This is a genomic window from Streptomyces sp. NPDC014891 (genome assembly GCF_043081085.1).
Taxonomy (GTDB): domain Bacteria; phylum Actinomycetota; class Actinomycetes; order Streptomycetales; family Streptomycetaceae; genus Streptomyces.
On the sequence record NZ_JBIBWF010000002.1, the window covers coordinates 289,707 to 307,718 of the forward strand.

At 72.3% G+C, this 18,012-nt stretch carries 13 protein-coding genes and 3 tRNA genes; 10 read left to right on the forward strand and 6 right to left on the reverse strand.

All coding sequences use genetic code 11. The features are described from left to right. Window positions 1-119: 119 nt before the first annotated feature. The 4 genes from ACF09E_RS05940 to ACF09E_RS05955 all read left to right on the forward strand — a co-directional run bounded on the left by ACF09E_RS05940 (window position 120) and on the right by ACF09E_RS05955 (window position 6,663). A complete protein-coding gene (locus tag ACF09E_RS05940; RefSeq protein ID WP_392204069.1) occupies window positions 120-1,457 on the forward strand; it encodes a chloride channel protein in 1,338 nt (445 codons plus the stop codon). Window positions 1,458-1,704: 247 nt separating this feature from the next. After that, a complete protein-coding gene (wecB, locus tag ACF09E_RS05945) occupies window positions 1,705-2,994 on the forward strand; it encodes a non-hydrolyzing UDP-N-acetylglucosamine 2-epimerase (RefSeq protein ID WP_392204070.1) in 1,290 nt (429 codons plus the stop codon). A 217-nt stretch (window positions 2,995-3,211) separates the two neighbouring features. Then, entirely contained in the window at window positions 3,212-4,612 is a 1,401-nt protein-coding gene (locus ACF09E_RS05950; RefSeq protein ID WP_392204071.1) for a glycosyltransferase, read from the forward strand. 1,847 nt (window positions 4,613-6,459) lie between these two features. Continuing rightward, window positions 6,460-6,663 (forward strand): DUF5708 family protein, encoded by a 204-nt coding sequence (locus ACF09E_RS05955; protein WP_392204072.1) that lies wholly within the window; start codon window positions 6,460-6,462, stop codon window positions 6,661-6,663. Window positions 6,664-6,737: 74 nt separating this feature from the next. Here the strand turns inward: ACF09E_RS05955 and ACF09E_RS05960 are convergent, their stop codons facing one another. Further along, complete coding sequence (locus ACF09E_RS05960; protein WP_392204073.1) at window positions 6,738-7,154, reverse strand: PPOX class F420-dependent oxidoreductase; 417 nt, start codon at window positions 7,152-7,154, stop codon at window positions 6,738-6,740. A gap of 77 nt (window positions 7,155-7,231) precedes the next feature. Between ACF09E_RS05960 and ACF09E_RS05965 the strand changes: the two genes are divergently transcribed. Together ACF09E_RS05965 and ACF09E_RS05970 are read left to right on the forward strand one after the other, a co-directional pair. After that, window positions 7,232-7,705 carry a hypothetical protein gene (locus ACF09E_RS05965; protein ID WP_392204074.1) on the forward strand — a complete coding sequence of 158 codons (474 nt, stop codon included), beginning with the start codon at window positions 7,232-7,234 and terminating at the stop codon, window positions 7,703-7,705. Window positions 7,706-7,840: 135 nt separating this feature from the next. Beyond that, window positions 7,841-8,407 (forward strand): TetR family transcriptional regulator, encoded by a 567-nt coding sequence (locus ACF09E_RS05970; RefSeq protein WP_392204075.1) that lies wholly within the window; start codon window positions 7,841-7,843, stop codon window positions 8,405-8,407. Window positions 8,408-8,700: 293 nt separating this feature from the next. Here ACF09E_RS05970 and ACF09E_RS05975 read toward each other — a convergent pair. From ACF09E_RS05975 to ACF09E_RS05985, 3 genes are all read right to left on the reverse strand, one after another. Then, window positions 8,701-8,774: transfer RNA gene (locus ACF09E_RS05975), tRNA-Ile, on the reverse strand. Window positions 8,775-8,940: 166 nt separating this feature from the next. After that, window positions 8,941-9,013 (reverse strand) — tRNA-Asn (locus ACF09E_RS05980). Window positions 9,014-9,018: 5 nt separating this feature from the next. After that, window positions 9,019-9,091, reverse strand: a tRNA-Asn gene (locus ACF09E_RS05985). A 169-nt stretch (window positions 9,092-9,260) separates the two neighbouring features. Between ACF09E_RS05985 and ACF09E_RS05990 the strand changes: the two genes are divergently transcribed. From ACF09E_RS05990 to ACF09E_RS06005, 4 genes are all read left to right on the forward strand, one after another. Then, a complete protein-coding gene (locus tag ACF09E_RS05990) occupies window positions 9,261-9,572 on the forward strand; it encodes a YtxH domain-containing protein (RefSeq protein WP_361856994.1) in 312 nt (103 codons plus the stop codon). A gap of 30 nt (window positions 9,573-9,602) precedes the next feature. Further along, complete coding sequence (locus ACF09E_RS05995; protein ID WP_392204076.1) at window positions 9,603-11,042, forward strand: FGGY family carbohydrate kinase; 1,440 nt, start codon at window positions 9,603-9,605, stop codon at window positions 11,040-11,042. Between the two features lie 106 nt (window positions 11,043-11,148). Then, the gene (locus tag ACF09E_RS06000) at window positions 11,149-12,882 is read left to right on the forward strand and encodes an ABC transporter ATP-binding protein (protein ID WP_392204077.1); all 1,734 of its coding nucleotides are present in this window, start codon (window positions 11,149-11,151) and stop codon (window positions 12,880-12,882) included. Continuing rightward, a complete protein-coding gene (locus ACF09E_RS06005) occupies window positions 12,882-14,828 on the forward strand; it encodes an ABC transporter ATP-binding protein (protein WP_392204078.1) in 1,947 nt (648 codons plus the stop codon). The genes ACF09E_RS06000 and ACF09E_RS06005 overlap by 1 nt, the downstream gene beginning before the upstream one ends. Before the next feature lie 61 nt (window positions 14,829-14,889). Here ACF09E_RS06005 and ACF09E_RS06010 read toward each other — a convergent pair whose 3' ends face one another. Together ACF09E_RS06010 and dnaG are read right to left on the reverse strand one after the other, a co-directional pair. Continuing rightward, window positions 14,890-15,900, reverse strand: a complete 1,011-nt coding sequence (locus ACF09E_RS06010; RefSeq protein WP_361856982.1) for an RNA polymerase sigma factor — start codon at window positions 15,898-15,900, stop codon at window positions 14,890-14,892. Window positions 15,901-16,047: 147 nt separating this feature from the next. Continuing rightward, complete coding sequence (dnaG, locus tag ACF09E_RS06015) at window positions 16,048-17,946, reverse strand: DNA primase (RefSeq protein ID WP_392204079.1); 1,899 nt, start codon at window positions 17,944-17,946, stop codon at window positions 16,048-16,050. Between the last annotated feature and the right edge of the window lie 66 nt (window positions 17,947-18,012).

The window sequence follows — 18,012 nt, forward strand, 5'->3', positions numbered from 1 at the left end:
AGGGGGCCGGCGGGCGGGCCGACGTCCCATGGGCCGCCCGGCCGGGGAGCGAGTCCACGCGGCCGACCGCGCGGCGCCGGCGGGCGCCGGCGGCGGCACGGCACCGAGGAGGGCCGTCCATGGCGGAGAACGACGTCCACCCCGCGGACCGCGACGGCGGCGAGCGGCAGCAGCCCCTGGAGGCGGACCGGCTGCGCGACCTGCTCCTCGCCCCGGGCTATCTCAAGGCCCTGGTCTTCTCCGCCGCCATCGGCGTGCCGGTGTCGCTGGTGGCGTTCTGGTTCCTGGTCGCCCTGCACGAGCTGGAGCACCTCATGTGGGCCGACCTGCCCCGGGACCTGGGCTGGGACACCCCGCCGTGGTGGTGGCCGCTGCCGCTGTTCCTGGTCGCGGGGCTCCTCGTCGGGCTGATCGCCCGGCACCTGCCCGGCGGCGGCGGGCAGGTGCCCGCCTCGGGCCTCCACGCCGGCGGGACCTCGCCCGCGATGCTGCCGGGGGTCCTGCTCGCGGCGGCGGTGAGCCTGCCGCTCGGTGCCGTGCTGGGCCCGGAGGCGCCCCTGATCGCGCTGGGCGGCGGTCTCGCCCTGGTGTTCCGGGACCTCGCGCGCGTTCCGGCGACCCCTAAGAGCACCGCGCTGCTCGCCGCGGCCGGTGCCGCGGCCGCGGTCGCGGCGATCTTCGGCAATCCGCTGGTCGCCGCCGTGCTCCTGATGGAGGTGGTGGGGGCCGGCGGTCCGCAGCTGTTCGCCGTGATGCTGCCCGCCCTGCTGTCCAGCGGCGTCGGGGCCCTGGTCTTCACCGGCATCGGGCACTGGACCGGTCTGGAGACGGGGAGCCTGAGCCTCCGGCTGCCGATGCCGTTCCCCCGGCTGGACGTGGCGGACGTGCTCTGGGCGGTGCCCTTCGCGCTCGCCGTCGCCCTCCTGCTGCACCCGGCGCTCGGGGCCGCCCGCCGGGTCGCCTCCTTCGTCTCCGCGGGGGTGGCGACGCGGACCGCGCTGTGCGCCGTGGCGGCCGCGGCCTGCGCGGCGCTCTACACCCTGGCGACCGGCCGCTCCCCGGCGGAGGTGGCGCTGTCGGGCCAGGCGACCCTGGGTCAGCTGGCCACCGATCCGCACGCCTGGGGCGTGGGGGCGCTGATCGCCGTCCTGGCCTTCAAGGGGACCGCGTACGCCCTCTGCCTGGGCAGTCTGCGCGGCGGTCTCGTCTTCCCCGCCCTCTTCCTGGGGGCCGCCGCCGGGGTCCTGCTGGCCCCGCTGCCCGGTCTGGGCCTGGTGCCGGCCATGGCGGCGGGCATGGGGGCCGCCGCGGCCGCGACCCTCCGGCTGCCGGTCAGCAGCGTCGTCCTGGTCTCCCTGCTGCTGGGCGGGACGGAGATGATCCCGGTCGTGATCCTGGCGGCCGTGATCGCCTTCGTCGCCACGGAGCTGCTGCCGAGGCACGAGCCGGCCGGGTGAGGGCGCCGAGGAGGTCCTCCCGGGTGCGGGTGGGCCGGACGCCTGGGCCGTCGAGCCCGCTCCCGCCCCGGCGACCGGCCGCGGCATTCGATGGGGCAAGCAGGTGGTTCATGCGACTCGCTCGACATCGCTCCGACACTTGAGCGTTTTCATCCTATTTCATTCCCACTTGTCCGTAAGGTCGATCGCGTGGCCGAAGGCCGGGTAGGAATGGTGTCCGTTGAGTCGTGGAGGAGTCGGAGCGGCCGTGGTGCTGGGCACCCGGCCCGAAGTGGTGAAGCTGGCCGGGGTGATTCGCGGCCTCGGCACCGACGCACAGGTGGTGCACACCGGACAGCACTACGACGACTCCCTGTCGGGCGGGATCTTCCGCGGCATGGGTCTTCCGGAACCGCACGTGAGGACCGCTCGGGCCGGTGGTCTGCCGCGCGTCGAGCAGATGAGCTCGATGATCGGCCGACTGGGCGAGGTCTTCGCGTGCGCCCGTCCCTCGGTCGTGGTGGTGCAGGGGGACACCAACTCCGCTTCGGCCGGGGCGCAGGCAGCCCACTACCTGGGCATCCAGGTGGTGCACGTGGAGGCCGGACTCCGCTCGTACGACCGGACCATGCCGGAGGAGATCAATCGCCGGGTCATCGGTGTGCTCGCCGACGTGCACTGCGCACCGACCGAAGGCGCCGCGGCGCATCTGCGCGCGGAAGGCGTCGAACCGGACCGCATCCACCTCACCGGGAACACGGTGATCGAGGCCGTCCTCGCCTCGCTGCCCGGCCCCGCCGCCAGGGCCGCGGTGCTGCGGAGGTACGGACTGGGGCCCGGCGGTTTCGTCCTCGCCACCGTCCACCGGCCGGAGAACACCGACGATCCCGAACGGCTCGGCGCGATCCTCGCCGAGCTGGCCGGGCTGGACCTGCCCGTGCTGCTGCCGATGCATCCCCGGACCGGGACCCGGACCTGGCAGTACGGGCTGGAACCGCTCCTGGCGGGGCTGCGCGTCGTCGAGCCGGTCGACCATGCCACCTTCCTCGCACTCGCGCACGAAGCCCGCCTGCTGGTCTCCGACTCCGGCGGGGTCCAGGAGGAGTGCACCGTCCTCAAGAAGCCCCTCGTCGTCGTCCGCAACAACACCGAACGCCCGGAGGCGATCGCCCACGGCTTCGCCGTACTGGCAGCGCCCGGGCCGGAACTCGGCGAGCGTGCCCGCGCGATGCTGAGGGACTCCGGTCTGGCGGCCCGGCTCGCGGCCCGCCCCTCCCCCTTCGGCGACGGGCGGGCCAGCGACCGCATCGTCGCCCTCACCCGCGCCCTCGCCGAACGAGCGGTGCCCCGTACACGCCGGGATTCGGAGCACCCCGCAGTGGCGGCTCCCGGCGTCCGTCCCGCCACTCTGCCCTCGCCGGCCACCGTACCGGCCGGCCCGACTCCCTCTGGAGGAGACCCGTGTACCGACCACCCCACGCAGCAGGTGTCGCCGGTGGAGGCGTCCTCGCCGCCACCGGCAGCAGCGGCGATGCCACTCTCTTCCTCGCCGCACTGAGCGTCCTCGCCCTGGTCCTCGTCGCATCCGGGATCTGGATGGTCCGCGCGGCGAGGAACCGCACGGCGGGCGTCTGACCGCCGAGCGGGCGACAGCCCGTCGCGGGTGGGAGGCGGCCCGGTCCCGCCGGTCCGCCTCCCACCTCCGCGAGACCTCGGCCGCGACCGTGTCCGAAGCCCGCCCCTCAGGGCGCGGCCCCCCAGGAGGGACCCAGGAGATGGGTGATTCCCCGAGCGTCGTGGTCGCCTCCACGACGACGCTCTTCCTCGTGCTCGCCGTCGCGTCCGTCGGCTACCTGGTGGCACTCGTCGTCCCGTTCCTCCGCGGCCGACCGCGGCCGGCGGGGGACGCCTCGCGCTTCGACTGGCACGTCATCGTGCCCTGCCTGAACGAGGCCGCGGTCATCGGCGAGACCCTGACCCGGCTGCGCGAGCTCTTCCCCGGCGCTCACCTGTGGATCGTGGACGACGCCTCCGACGACGACACCGCCTCACTCGTCGCCCGGCACCGGCGGAGCGACCGCCGGATCCATCTCGTCCGCCGCGAACTGCCCGGCGCCCGGACCGGCAAGGGCGACGCGCTGAACGCCGCCTACCGCGCGCTCGTCGCCTCGCTTCCCGCGGGCACGTCCCACGACCGGGTCGTGATCGGGGTCTTCGACGCCGACGGCATCCCCGCGCCCGGATGCCTGGACGTGGTCGCGTCACCCCACCTCCTCGGCGACCCGTCCGTGGACGCGGTCCAGATCGAGGTGCGGATGCGCAACCGGGACGAACGGCGCCCGCTGGCCGACTCGGGCCGCTTCCGGAACCTGATCGCCCGCAGCCTGGTCAGGATGCAGGACATCGAGTTCCGGGCCGCCGTCCCGGCCATCCAGGCCGGCCGCTCCTTCACCGGGACCGTGTCCCTGGGAGGCAACGGCCAGTTCGTACGGCTCGCCGCGCTCCAGGCGCTCGACGACGCACCCGAGCGGGGCGGCCCCTGGCACAACTCGCTGCTCGACGACTACGAACTCGCCCTGCACCTGGCACTCGCCGGCCGCACCGTGGCCTTCACCCGCGACACCTGGGTCGAGCAGGAGGGCCTGTGGAGCGCGCGCCGGCTGCTCGTCCAGCGGACCCGGTGGAGTCAGGGCACGATGCAGTGCGGCCGCCATCTGCGTACCGTGTGGCGGTCACGGCGACTCTCCGTGCCGGGCAGGATGGAGATCACCTACTCCCTTCTCCAGCCCTGGCTACAGCTCCTCGTCAGCCTGGTCTGTCCCGCGCTCCTGGTCGTCGCCGTGGGTCACCTGGCCGGCCGGTCCGGCGGGTCCCTGATCGGAGGGGGGACGACACGAGGGGGACTCCTGCTCGGCTACCTCCTCCTGGCCGTCGTCCAGTTCGGCATGTGGGGACCTCTGTACCGGGCGAAGTGCGAGCAGGGCCAGGGTTTCTGGCGCAGCGCCGGATGGGGTTTCGCCTACACGGCGTACGTCTGGTGCTACTCGCTCGCGACCTGGCGCGCCCTGGGCCGCCACCTGCGGGGACACGGGACGTGGTCCAAGACCCGGCGCAACGCGGAGATCGCCCCTCCCCGGGCGCGCACCACGGCTCCGGACCCCGCCCGGGCCCGCTGACCCGGGCCTCGGCCCGCGCCGGCGGCCGGAGCGACGGCGTCCGTGTCCGCCGGGGCGTCATCGGCGCCGCCCGCCGGGTCCGGCCCGTCGGCCCCCGCACGGCGGCGGGCCGGTGGACCGGCCTCGCTCGCCGCCCCGGCCGCCGGCACCGCGACGGCCATGACCACGGTGAGTCCACCGGCCAGGACGGCGAACACCAGGTGCTTGGTGTTCTCGATCGCCTCACCGTAGACCGCCGTCAGGAACTGCGCCCAGGTCAGCGTCGCCGCGCACAGCACGGTCGCCACGAACGCCCGACGCCGCGGGTCGGCACGACGCCGCCACCACGGAACCGCGACGGCGCCCAGCACCGTGACCAGCGCCAGCATCAGCCCGCCGCCGATGTCGCGCACCAGCGCGCTGAAGAGGGCGAGGCGCGACTCCTGCGCCCCCGGGGGCAGCCCGGCCTCCGGGGGGTACGAGCCGAGGTAGTCCGGGCGTGCGGCTCCGAGGTCGTCGAGGGCGTCGTACGCCACGCGCGCGGTCACGGCCGGATGCGTGACGAGGAAGGACGCGATGGTCCCGTACGTCATCCGGTCCTCGTACGCGGCCCAGCGCGGGTCGCTCTGCGGGGGTTGTGCCACCCACCAGCTCCTGCCCTCGTACCGGGCGAAGTCCGCCGGAAGGCCCAGGTCGACGGCGGCCTCACGGGGGTCGTCGCTGCGCGGAAGGAGACCGACGAAGACCATCTCCGTGGGGTTGATCCTCCGGAACTGCCCGGGCTGCGCCGCGATCTCCCCCACGGCCGCACCGACGATCACCACCGCGGCCAGCGCCGGCGCGATCCGGCCGCGCCATCCGGCCCGCCACCGCCCCAGCGGGACACGGGCGAGCGCGAGGAGGAGCACGAAGGGCACCGCCATGGTCGCCGACTGGGTCTTGGACGCCACCGCGACGACCGCTCCGGCCGTACAGGCGAGGAGGCCGACCAGGCGTGCGGCCGGCTCCCCACCGAGATGGACCGCCCCCGCGAGCGCCCAGACCATCCCCGTCAGCCCCGCCAGCTCACCGTACGGCGACGCCGCGTACCCGGCGAACGTGCTGTCCGCCACCACCAGGAACAGCAGCGCGCACACCACGGACCTCCGCAGGACGCTTCCGCGCAGGGCGGCCGCGAACAGCGCGAAGGCACCCGCGATCAGGACGCAGAACAGCACCGCCAGCGCCCGCAGGTCGAGGACTCCGGGGAGGCCGAGCACGTCGCTCAGCACCTCGGCGGCGCGGAGGAGCCAGTTGCCGCTGCCGGGGTACACCTGGGCGGGGTCGCAACCGTCCCGCGGCGCCCGGGTGTACGTGAAGTGGGCGAACTTCAGCCACTGCTCCACTCCGGGCGGGACGAGCGTCACGACATCCAGGGAGCACATCCTGCGGAACCCGTCGCCGTTGTCGGCCATGCCGACCGGGGAGGGCACGAACAGCCGCACCGCCATCAGCCCGCCCGCGGCGGCACCGGCGCAGAGCGCGAACCGATGACGGAACCCGGGCCGATCACACGCTTTCGTCATGCGGACACTTCAACGGCCGCCGCTGCGGCCTACAAGGACGACACCCCGGACCGGGAAAGTCATACAGAGGCCGGTGGTCGTCGAGGGCCGGGGCAGGGCGGTGGACACCGCGCGGGTGGACCGCGCACGTGCGCGTGGTTCCTGCCGCCGAGGAGGAGGCGTCGCGTCCGCCTGTCCGACGAAGGAGGGGGACGTCACTCATCCCGAGGGCGGAGGCCGCGCGTCCCGAGCTTGCCTAGCCTGACCAGTACCGCGCGAACAGGCCTGTGCAGCCCACTATGCGACACGAGGAGAGCGATCACCATGGCGTCCCCCACCAAGAACTTCGCCGAAGGCGCCGTCCTGTTCGGCATCGGACTCGCACTCCGCCTGTTCACCGAGGATGTCGAGATCCCCGTCCTCACCCTCACCAAGGTGGGTGTCGTGCTGATGGTCGTGGGCGGCATCGAGATCCTCTACGGCGTGTACCGGACCGCGAGCAGCAGGAGCGGGCAGTCCGGCCGCTGACAGCCCCTCGCACGCCGAGCTTCCTTCCCGACCTGGCGACGACGAGGCACTGCCCGGGCGGGGCCCCGGGGGGGTCACTCCGCGAGTCGGATCCGAATGCCCACCGTGCGGTGCTCCGAGCCCTTCAGTCGGCTGCCCAGCAGCCCGACCCGCGCGAGGAGACCGTACTTGCGCTTCATCAGGTCGAGGTAGTGAGCGGTGTCCTGGCCGGCGGGCACGTCGGCGTCACCCGGCACAGCCTCCCCCTTGGGGTTCCCCCGCCAGTCGCAGGGGGCGACGGTCACCCGACCGCTGTTGCGGATGCGTTTGACCTTGCCCGCGTCGGCTGCGCTCCACACGGCCAGGCAGTCCCCGTCCCGCATCACCCACACCGGAGTGGGCACGGCCCGCCCGTCCCGGCGGAACGTCGTGAGGAGTACGTACCTGGATGCCGCCAGCCGCTCAACCAGGCTGCCCGGTAAGGATGCTGAGGAGGATGATGAGGTCGTCACGGGGATAGAGTAACTGGTTAGTCAACTCTGCCGCCGCGAGCCGACGTGGCGTCCGCCCCCACGACGAGGAGCGATACGTGCTGAACTTCGCCTGGGCCGTGCTCGCCGGATTCACCCTGGGCACCCCGGCCGTACCCTTAGGCCTCTCGATCTCCCTCGCCCCGCCCGTCGCGCTCATCGCCGTTCTCCTCGGCGCGGCCGGATGCCTGCTGTCCGCCGTCTTCGCGGCCGGTCGGCTGCGCACCCGATGGCTGATCCGGCGCGCGAGGAGGCGGCCCGACACCGCCGCGCCGCCTGCCGGGAATCGCCGGAACCGGCTCGACGGCCCCGCGGGCCGACGGGCCCGGCGCGTGGTGGACCGGTACGGGGTCATCGGCTTCGGCATCATCGGGCCGGCACTCTTCGGCACCTGGGGATCGGCCCTGCTCGGCACGGCGCTGGGCCTGCCCCGGTGGCCGCTGATCGGCTGGCTCATGGCAGGCGTCACCCTGTGGTGCACCGTCATGCTGCTCGCCTCGGAGGCACTGATCGACGCCCTCGGACTGAGGTGACGACACCCGCCGCGCACCCACCCCGTCCCGGGCCGGGCCGGTCCCGACGCCCCCGCCCCGCCGCGCGAGGAACGCGCGCGGCTTCCGGACGCCAGGCCCCGGGGAGGCCCATGAGGCGCTGTTAGCATGACCCCCATGTCCCGAGCCGAGGCCACGAAGGCACGCATCCTCCGCGCGGCGACCGAGGAGTTCGCGGCGTACGGGATCGCCGGGGCACGCGTCGACCGGATCGCCAAGGCGGCGTCGGCGAACAAGAACCTCATCTACGTCTACTTCTGCAACAAGGACGGGCTCTTCGACGCCGTCTTCGAGGCACACCTCGGGCGGGGCCTCGACGCGGTGCCCTTCACACCCGACGACCTGCCGGACTACGCCGCACGCCTGTTCGACTTCTTCCAGGAGCGCCCCGAGGTGCTCCGCCTGGCGACCTGGCACCGGCTGGAACGCGGGACTGCCGCGGAACGGGACCCCGCCGTCGCCGAGCCGAGCCGCAACGCCAAGCTCGCCTCGCTGGAGGCGGTCCAGAAGGACCGCGGGGACGCACCGGGCTTCGCCCCGGCCACGCTTCTCACCCTCGTCCTGGCCATCGCCTCCGCCTGGAGCCCGACGAACGCCACGAGCATGCCGGCGACGACCGCTGCGACGTCGGACCCGGCGGAGTGCCGGAGAGCGATCGCGGAGGCAGTGCGACGCCTCCTGTGACGGAGGGCCCGCGCGCCGCCCGCAGCGCCCGACGGCCGGTGAGCCGAACGCCGCCGACGAGGACGTGGAAATCGGGCACCGTGTGCGGCGTGTCACACCCAGGGGCCGGGAGATCGCCGTGGGATCATCGAATCGACTTCACATCCGCTTTCCACCCGGACCCCGGCCCCAGCGGGTCCGGATCCGGCGAGGCGCCGGGAACGATCGTCTCGCCCTGCCGGTGTCCGTCGCCCAGCCCAGGCGGAAACACCCCTCCAGGGGGCGTTTCCGCAGGTAAGAACGTTTTTCTTCGGTGGGGCGGGTGGGACTCGAACCCACGGCCGACGGATTATGAGTCCGCTGCTCTAACCGGCTGAGCTACCGCCCCGTTCGGTGAGGCGCGTACATGTGTGCGCGCCGTCTGCCGCAGCATAGCCGCTCATACGATCTCCTGCTCCGGAAGATCGGCTCTGCTCGACCATGAAGACTGCGCCGCGCGCCGCATGGTTCCCCGAGACGCGAAAAAGGACCCCGAAGGGTCCTCTTCCGTTCCGCTCCCCCGACTGGACTCGAACCAGTAACCCTCCGGTTAACAGCCGAATGCTCTGCCAATTGAGCTACAGGGGATCGCGCTCCCCCGACTGGACTCGAACCAGTAACCTGCCGGTTAACAGCCGGCTGCTCTGCCAATTGAGCTACAGGGGATTGCTGCGTTGCACCGAACGTACCCACTCCGGATGCTCCGGGCGGGCGGTTGCTCGCTGCGACACATACATTAGCGCAAGCAGGGGGGTGCTCCGCCAATCGGTATCGCCGCGGCGCCACCAGGGCACCAGCCATGCATCAGCGAAGCTCTCCAGGGAAGGTGGTGGCCATGCGATACAAGCTGACGTTCGTCGTAGGACTCGCCCTCGGTTACGTGGTCGGCACGCGGGCCGGTCGCGAACGCTACGAGCAGATGAAGAAGTCCGCGAAGGAGTTCACGCGGAACCCGGCCGTGCGCAACGCCGCCGAGTCCGCCGCCCAGACCGGGCGGCAGGTCGCGGGCAAGGCGGCGCACGTCGTGGGCGACAAGGTGGGCGACCGGCTGCCGTCCTCGGTGACCGACCGGTTCCACGCGCTCTCCGGGCGCGGCGGGGCCAACGGGAAGGTCGAGGACGACGACTGGGGCACCAGCAACACCTGAACCGCCCCGCGTGCGGCAGAATCAAGTGTCATGGGGATAGTCGCCGGACTCGACAGCTCAGCGGAGTTCACACGCATCGTCGTCTGTGACACGGACACGGGTGCCGTACTGCGGCAGGGATACGCCCCTCACCCGGGCGAACCCAAGGCCGTCGACGTCGACCCGCAGACCTGGCTGCTCTCCCTCGGGGAGGCCGCCGGCGGCGGCATCCTGGAGGGCGTGCAGGCCATCGGGGTCTCCGCGCAGCAGCACGGGCTCGTGCCGCTCGACGCGCAGGGCGGCCTGGTGCGGCCCGCGCTCGTCCGGAACGACAAGCGGGCCCAGGTCGCGGCCGCCGACCTCGTCGAGTCGCTCGGCGGCCGCCAGGCCTGGGCCGAGGCCGTCGGCTCCGTGCCCGGCGCGGGGCAGCCGGTGGCCAAGCTGCGCTGGCTGGCCCGCACCGAACCCGAGCACGCCCGGCGGGTCGCCATGGTCCTCCAGCCGCACGACTGGCTGGTCTGGCAGCTGCTCGGCCGGCCCGCCCGGCGCACCACCGACCGCGGCGCCGCCTCCGGCACCGGCTACTGGTCGGCCCGCACCGGCACCTACCGGCCCGATCTCGTCGAACTGGCCCTCGGCCACCAGGCCGTGCTCCCCGAGGTCCTCGGCCCGGCCGAGGCCGCCGGCACCACGCCCGAAGGGCTCCTCATCTCCGCCGGTACGGGCGAGACGATGGCCGCCGCGCTGGGCCTGGGGCTCGGCGTCGGCGACGCCGTGGTCTCGCTCGGCGCCTCCGGCTCCGTGATGGCCGTCCACCACGAGGCCCTCGCCGACCCCAGCGGCATGATCACCTCCTTCGCGGACGCCACCGGCATGCACCTGCCCGTCGTCCACACCTCCAACGCGGTCCGGGCCCTGCGCGGCACCGCGGAGATGCTCGGCACCGACTCCCTCGACGAGCTGTCCGCGCTCGCCCTGAAGTCGACCCCCGGCGCCTCAGGGCTCGTCCTGCTGCCCTACCTGGAGGGCGAGCGGACCCCGAACCTGCCGAACACCGCGGGCACCCTCAGCGGGCTGCGGCGCGAGTCGATGAAGCCCGAGCACCTGGCGCGGGCGGCGTTCGAGGGCATGCTGTGCGCCCTCACCGACGCCATGGACGTGCTGCGCGGACGCGGGGTCGAGGTGCGCAGGGTGTTCCTGCTCGGCGCCGCCGCCGCGCTTCCGGCGGTGCAGGCGCTCGCGCCCGCGCTGTTCGGCGCGCAGGTCGTCGTCCCCCAGCCCGCCGACTACGCGGCGCTCGGCGCGGCCCGGCAGGCCGCCTGGGCCCTCGGGGTGGCGCGGGGCACCCTGTCGCCGTCCGCTCCTCCGGCCTGGCAGGGCGCCGCCGCGCAGATCCTGGAACCGGGCGACGACCTGCCCGCGGGCCGGGCCGTGCGGCAGCAGTACGTGGCGACCCGGGACCAGCTCCACCCGGGGGCGTTCGGGGCCTGAGACCGGCCGCGGGGCCCGGGCCCCGTTCGTAAAGTCTTCCCCAGGGCTCTCCCCGCACCCCGAAACGGAGTCGTAACGCCCCGGGCGTGCGGGCGATAGTGGAGCCGTGCTCATAAGACTTCTCCGAACCCACCTCGGGCCCTATCGAAAACCCATCACCCTGCTCGTCCTGCTGCAGTTCCTGCAGACCTGCGCGAGCCTCTACCTGCCGACCCTGAACGCGGACATCATCGACAACGGTGTCGTGACCGGGGACACCGGATACATCCTGCGCTTCGGCGCCCTGATGGTCGGCGTCTCCGTCGTCCAGGTCGTCTGCAACATCGGGGCCGTGTTCTACGGCGCGCGCACCGCCTCCGCGCTGGGCCGGGACGTGCGGGCCGCGGTCTTCGACCGCGTGCAGTCGTTCTCCGCCCGGGAGCTGGGGCACTTCGGCGCTCCCTCGCTGATCACCCGGACGACCAACGACGTGCAGCAGATCCAGATGCTGGTCCTCATGGCGTTCACCCTGATGGTCTCCGCGCCGATCATGTGCGTCGGCGGCATCGTGATGGCCCTGGGACAGGACGTGCCGCTCTCCGGCGTCCTGCTCGCCGTGGTGCCCGTCCTCGCGGTCTCGGTCTCCCTGATCGTCCGGCGGATGCGGCCGCTCTTCCGGACGATGCAGGAGCGTCTCGACACGGTGAACCGGGTGCTGCGCGAGCAGATCACCGGCAACCGGGTGATCCGGGCGTTCGTGAAGGACGACTACGAGGAGGAGCGGTTCCGCGGCGCCAACGCCGAGCTGACCGACGTGTCGATGGCGACCGGCCGGCTGATGGCGCTGATGTTCCCGGTCGTCATGACCGTCGTGAACATCTCCAGCGTGGCGGTCGTCTGGTTCGGCGCCCACCGCATCGACAGCGGCGGGATGCAGATCGGCGCGCTGACCGCGTTCCTCGCCTATCTGATGCAGATCGTGATGGCGGTCATGATGGCCACCTTCATGTTCATGATGGTGCCCCGGGCCGAGGTCTGCGCCGAGCGCATCGAGGAGGTCCTCGCGACCGAGTCCAGCGTGGTGCCGCCGGTGAAGCCGGTGACCGTGCTCGACCGGCGGGGGCACCTGGAGGTCCGGAGCGCCGACTTCCGGTACCCCGGCGCGGAGGAGTCCGTCCTCAGGGACGTCCGGCTGGAGGCCCGGCCCGGCGAGACCACCGCGATCATCGGCTCGACCGGCAGCGGCAAGTCCACCCTCCTCGGACTCGTCCCCCGCCTCTTCGACGCCACCGGCGGCGAGGTCCTCGTCGACGGCGTCGACGTCCGCCACCTCGACCCCGACCTCATGGCCCGCACCGTCGGACTCGTCCCCCAGAAGCCCTACCTCTTCTCCGGCACCGTCGCCACCAACCTCCGCTACGGCAAGCCCGACGCCACCGACGAGGAACTCTGGCACGCCCTCGACGTCGCCCAGGCCGCCGACTTCGTGCGGAACCTGGAGGCCGGCCTGAACGCGCCGATCGCCCAGGGCGGCACCAACGTCTCCGGCGGACAGCGCCAGCGGCTCGCCATCGCGCGGACGCTGGTGCAGCGGCCGGAGATCTACCTGTTCGACGACTCGTTCTCCGCGCTCGACTACGAGACGGACGCCCTGCTGCGCGCGGCGCTCGCCCGGGAGACGGCCGACTCGACCGTCGTGATCGTCGCCCAGCGGGTCTCCACGATCCGGGACGCCGACCGGATCGTCGTCCTGGACGAGGGCCGGGTCGTCGGCACCGGACGGCACCGGGAGCTGATGGCGGACAACGAGACGTACCGGGAGATCGTGCTCTCCCAGCTCACCGAGGCGGAGGCAGCCTGATGGCCGGTCCTGGCGGACGCATGATGGCCGGTGGCGGCCCCGACCAGCGGTCGATGGACTTCAAGGGCTCCGGCAAGCGGCTGCTGAGGCAGCTGGCGCCCGAGCGCGGCACGCTCTGGGTGATGCTCCTCGCGGGTGTGCTGTCGGTGGCGGCCTCCGTGGTCGGCCCGAAGATCCTCGGCAGGGCGACCGACCTCGTCTTCGCGGGCGTCGTCGGGCGGCAGATCGAGGGCGGCACCAAGGCGGAGGCCGTCGAGAGGCTGCGGGCCTCGGGCGACTCCGGCATGGCGGACATGCTGAGCGGGGTGGACTTCACGCCGGGGCAGGGGATCGACTTCTCCGCCGTCGGCGAGGTGCTCCTCGTGGTCCTCGGCGTGTACGTGGCGGCGGGCCTGCTGATGCTGGTCTCCACCCGGATGTCGATCAAGGTGATCAACCGGACGGTCTACCGGATGCGGGAGGACGTCCAGACGAAGCTGGCGCGGCTCCCCCTGTCGTACTTCGACAAGGCCAAGCGCGGCGAGGTCCTGTCGCGGGCGACCAACGACATCGACAACATCTCGCAGACCCTCCAGCAGTCGATGGGCCAGCTGATCAACTCGCTGCTCACGATCGTCGGCGTGCTCGCGATGATGTTCTGGATCTCGCCGCTGCTCGCGCTCGTGGCGCTCGTCACGGTGCCGGTGTCGGTCTTCGTCGCGGCGAGGATCGGCAAGCGCTCGCAGCCGCACTTCGTGCAGCAGTGGAAGTCCACCGGCACGCTCAACGCGCACGTGGAGGAGATGTACAGCGGCCACGCCCTGGTGAAGGTGTTCGGCCGGCAGGAGGAGTCCGCGAAGGACTTCCGCGAGCAGAACGAGGCGCTGTACGAGGCCGGGTTCAAGGCGCAGTTCAACAGCGGTGTGATGCAGCCGGTGATGTTCTTCATCTCGAACATCAACTACGTCCTGGTGGCCGTGGTCGGCGGTCTGCGGGTGGCGAGCGGCACGCTCTCCATCGGCGACGTGCAGGCCTTCATCCAGTACTCGCGCCAGTTCTCGATGCCGCTGACGCAGGTCGCGTCGATGGCGAACCTGGTGCAATCCGGTGTGGCCTCCGCCGAGCGGATCTTCGAGCTGCTCGACGCGGAGGAGCAGGAGCCGGACGCGCCGGCCGACCAGCCGGGGACATTCCCGGACCGGGAGACGGCCGATCTCAAGGGGAAGGTCGCCCTGGAGGGCGTCTCCTTCCGCTACGAGGCCGACAAGCCGCTCATCGAGGACCTGTCGCTCACGGTGGAGCCGGGCCAGACGGTCGCGATCGTCGGCCCGACCGGCGCCGGCAAGACGACCCTGGTGAACCTGCTGATGCGGTTCTACGAGGTCACCGGCGGACGGATCACCCTCGACGGGGTGGACATCGCCGGGATGTCCCGGGAGCGGCTGCGGGCCGGGATCGGCATGGTCCTCCAGGACACCTGGCTGTTCGGCGGCACCATCGCGGACAACATCGCCTACGGCGCCACGCGCGCGGTGACCCGGGCGGAGATCGAGGAGGCGGCGCGGGCCGCGCACGCCGACCGCTTCGTCCGCACCCTGCCCGAGGGGTACGACACGGTCATCGACGACGACGGGGCGGGGGTCAGCGCGGGCGAGAAGCAGCTGATCACCATCGCGCGGGCGTTCCTGTCCGATCCGGTGATCCTCGTCCTCGACGAGGCCACCAGCTCGGTCGACACCCGGACCGAGGTCCTCATCCAGAAGGCGATGGCCCGACTGGCCCACGGGCGCACCTCGTTCGTCATCGCGCACCGGCTCTCCACGATCCGGGACGCCGACGTGATCCTGGTGATGGAGAACGGCTCGATCGTCGAACAGGGCACCCACGAGGAGCTGTTGTCGTCCGGCGGGGCGTACGCCCGGCTGTACGCGGCTCAGTTCGCGCAGGCGGTGGCGGAGGTCGACTGAACGGGACGGTGACCCGCGCCGCGTGAGGTGCGGCACGGGTCACGCCCGTCAGGGGGCTCGGCTAGTCAAGGTATCCCCGCAGCTGGTCCGCGTACGCGTGGTCGCGGAGTTTGTTGAGGGTCTTGGACTCGATCTGGCGGATGCGTTCGCGCGTCACGCCGAAGATGCGGCCGATCTCCTCCAGGGTGCGGGGGCGGCCGTCGTCGAGGCCGTAGCGGAGCTGCACGACCTTCCGTTCGCGTTCGCCGAGGGTGGAGAGCACGTCCTCCAGGTGGCGGCGGAGCAGCAGGAAGGCGGCGGACTCCACGGGTGAGGCGGCGTCGCCGTCCTCGATGAGGTCGCCGAGGGCGACGTCGTCCTCCTCGCCGACGGGGGCGTGGAGGGACACGGGCTCCTGGGCCAGGCGGAGCACCTCGCCGACCCGCTCGGGGGGTACGTCCAGCTGGGCGGCGACCTCCTCGGCGGTGGGCTCGTAGCCGCGCTCCTGGAGCATGCGGCGCTGGACGCGGATGACGCGGTTGATGAGTTCGACGACGTGCACGGGGACGCGTATGGTCCGGGCCTGGTCGGCCAGGGCCCGGGACATCGCCTGGCGGATCCACCAGGTGGCGTACGTGGAGAACTTGTAGCCGCGCGCGTAGTCGAACTTCTCGACGGCCCTGATGAGGCCGAGGTTGCCCTCCTGGACGAGGTCCAGCATGGTGAGGCCGCGGCCAACGTACCGCTTGGCGACGGAGACGACGAGGCGGAGGTTGGCCTCGATGAGCTTGCGCTTGGCGATCCTGCCCAGGACGACGATCCGGTCCAGGTCGCCCGCCAACCGGGTGTCCAGGTCCGGGGTGTTGGCGAGTTTCTCCTCGGCGAACAGGCCCGCCTCGACGCGGCGGGCGAGTTCGACCTCCTCCTCGGCGGTGAGGAGCGGGATGCGGCCGATCTCGCGGAGGTACTGGCGGAAGAGGTCGGAGGAGGGCCCGTTGCCGCCGGGATCGGGGCGGCGGCTCTGGGGTGGTGTCTCCGGCTGCTCGTCCGGTGCGGCGGCGGGCGGTTCCTGGGACACGATCCGGGTCTGCACGGCGGGCGACCTCCAGGGGGGTGATCGCTGCCGGTCCGGGGGCGTAAGGCAGCGCGACGACACCGTCACCCAGTGTGGGGTACGACACAGTGAGCCCACGAGGGGCGTGCGGTGACTTTTTGAGACCGTGGCGTGACTGACCGTGCGTCAGAGGGCGGCGGCGCCGTTGTTCCGGAGGGACTGGCCGTACTGGGTGAGGACCCAGAGTTCGTTCTGGACGGCGCCGACCTGCTCGGGGTCGCCCTGGGGGCCGAGGCGGGCCAGGGTGCCCTGGACCTCGCGGATGCGCCGGTCGACGGCGCGGAGCCGGACGGTGACCAGCTGGTCGCCGGCGTAGGCCTCGTCGACGTTCTTGGCGAAGATCGTCTCGACGGCGAGTTCGGTGACGAGGGCACGGACGGTGTCGTTGGGTGCGGCCTCGCGGACGGTGTCGAGGTAGTCGGAGGGGGCTCCGGTGGCGCCGCCGGCGTCCTGGACGCACTGGCGGACGGCCGCGTAGGGCGGGGCGGTGAACTCGTCGACCCCGTAGGCGTCGAAGGCCGGGGAGACGAGTTCGGGGCGCTGGAGCGCGAGCTTGAGGAGTTCGCGCTCGGTGCGGTGGGCGGGGCTGCGCAGGTTGAGCGCGGGTCCGGAGGAGACGGGGGCCCCGGTCGGGGCGGCGGTGTCGTAGCCGCGCTGCGGGGTCTGCTGGGGTGCGGGGTTCTTGCCGCCGCGGTCGCGGGCCCAGCGGGCGAGCTGGGCGACCCGCTTGACGACGAACTGGGTGTCGAGGATGCCGAGCATGCCGGCGAGCTGGACGGCGACCTCGTGCTGGGCACCGATGTTCTTGATGCGGGCGACGACGGGCGCGGCCTCGTCGAGGGCGGCGGCCCGGCCGGCCGGGGTCTCCAGGTCGTAGCGCCGCACGATCTGGCGGAGCGCGAACTCGAACAGCGGGGTGCGGGGCTGGACGAGGTCGGCGACGGCCTCGTCGCCCTTGGCGAGGCGCAGGTCGCAGGGGTCCATGCCGTCGGGGGCGATGGCGATGTACGTCTCGGCGGCGAACTTCTGGTCGTCCTCGAAGGCGCGCAGGGCGGCCTTCTGGCCGGCCGCGTCGCCGTCGAAGGTGAAGATGACGCGGGCCGATCCGTTGTCCATGAGGAGCCGGCGGAGGATCTTGATGTGGTCGCCGCCGAAGGCGGTGCCGCAGGTGGCGATGGCGGTGGTGACGCCGGCGAGGTGGCAGGCCATGACGTCGGTGTAGCCCTCGACGACGACGGCGCGGCTGACCTTGGCGATGTCCTTCTTGGCCAGGTCGATGCCGTAGAGCACCTGGGACTTCTTGTAGATCGGCGTCTCGGGCGTGTTGAGGTACTTGGGGCCGTTGTCGTCGTCGCGGAGCTTGCGCGCGCCGAAGCCGACGATCTCCCCGCCGACGTCCTTGATCGGCCACATCAGACGGCCGCGGAAGCGGTCGATGGGGCCGCGGCGGCCGTCCTGGGAGAGGCCGGAGAGGATCAGCTCCTTGTCGGAGAAGCCCTTGCCGCGGAGGTAGCGGGTGAGGTGGTCCCAGCCGGCCGGGGAGTAGCCGACGCCGAAGTGGGCGGCGGCGGCCTGGTCGAAGCCGCGCTCGGCGAGGAACTTCCGGCCGATCTCGGCTTCGGGCGAGTCGAGTTGCCCGACGTAGAACTGGGCGGCGACCTTGTGCGCCTCGATCAGGCGGATCCGCTCCCCGCGCTGGTGGCCGGGGTTGTAGCCGCCCTCCTCGTACCGCAGGGTGATGCCCGCCTTGGCGGCGAGGCGCTCGACCGTCTCCGAGAAGGAGAGGTGGTCGATCTTCATCACGAAGGCGATGGTGTCGCCGCCCTCCTGGCAGCCGAAGCAGTGGAAGAGTCCCTTGCTGGGGCTGACCTGGAAGGAGGGCGACTTCTCGTCGTGGAAGGGGCAGAGGCCCTTGAGGTTCCCGCCGCCCGCGTTGCGGAGCTGGAGGTACTCGGACACGACGGCGTCGATCGGGACCGCGTCCCGGACCGCCTTCACGTCGTCATCGTTGATCCTGCCTGCCACGCATGAAGTGTACGGGGGTCCGGGGGCGGTCCTCGGAGGGATCCGGGGCCGCCCGGGCGGCGGCGG

Coding starts and splice junctions, on each gene's coding strand:
- ACF09E_RS05940 (WP_392204069.1), top strand. CDS start 120: ATGGCGGAGAACGACGTCCACCCCGCGGACCGCGACGGCGGCGAGCGG.
- ACF09E_RS05950 (WP_392204071.1), top strand. CDS start 3,212: ATGGGTGATTCCCCGAGCGTCGTGGTCGCCTCCACGACGACGCTCTTC.
- ACF09E_RS05955 (WP_392204072.1), top strand. CDS start 6,460: ATGGCGTCCCCCACCAAGAACTTCGCCGAAGGCGCCGTCCTGTTCGGC.
- ACF09E_RS05970 (WP_392204075.1), top strand. CDS start 7,841: ATGTCCCGAGCCGAGGCCACGAAGGCACGCATCCTCCGCGCGGCGACC.
- ACF09E_RS05990 (WP_361856994.1), top strand. CDS start 9,261: ATGCGATACAAGCTGACGTTCGTCGTAGGACTCGCCCTCGGTTACGTG.
- ACF09E_RS05995 (WP_392204076.1), top strand. CDS start 9,603: ATGGGGATAGTCGCCGGACTCGACAGCTCAGCGGAGTTCACACGCATC.
- ACF09E_RS06005 (WP_392204078.1), top strand. CDS start 12,882: ATGGCCGGTCCTGGCGGACGCATGATGGCCGGTGGCGGCCCCGACCAG.